Genomic DNA, 420 nt, shown 5'->3' with positions numbered 1-420 from the left:
ATATCGTCCACGACCGGACCGATCGTGAGTGAATTGTCGGCTATGATGAGAGGGTGATCGAACAGGTCGTCGACGTGTACCTCCGCCTGGTCGGCGAGGGGATGATCCGGCCGCATGACGACACCCATTTCAAAGCGCGTCTCATGCACAATCTTGAGGCCGGCGTCGCGAGGCGCATTGAAGGTGATTGCGAGATCGATTTCGTCGGCCGTCAGCTGACGCGCGATTTCGGCTGTGCCCCCGACCGTCGCGTGCAGCGAGGCACCAGGATGTTCAAGCCGTAAACCGCTGAAGGCTTGCGGCAGGAACTCCGCCGCCAGGCATTCCATCAAGCCGACCCTGATGTGCCCGCCCGGGTGCCCCTTCAAGTTTCCAACAGAGGCCAGAACGCGTTGGTTCTCCAACTGCCACACTCTGATC

General features: G+C 60.7%; 1 protein-coding gene. It reads right to left on the bottom strand.

All coding sequences use genetic code 11. From position 1 onward, the window contains the following. Nucleotides 1-329 (bottom strand): LysR substrate-binding domain-containing protein (locus EN780_RS38025; RefSeq protein ID WP_245500341.1); only part of this gene is annotated, 329 nt, incomplete at its 3' end. Nucleotides 330-420: the final 91 nt, after the last annotated feature.

It is taken from the genome of Mesorhizobium sp. M4B.F.Ca.ET.089.01.1.1, assembly GCF_004022605.1.
GTDB classification, from domain to species: domain Bacteria; phylum Pseudomonadota; class Alphaproteobacteria; order Rhizobiales; family Rhizobiaceae; genus Mesorhizobium; species Mesorhizobium abyssinicae.
The sequence above is the reverse complement of the archived record's forward strand: the minus strand, read 5'-3'. Positions and strand labels throughout refer to the sequence as shown.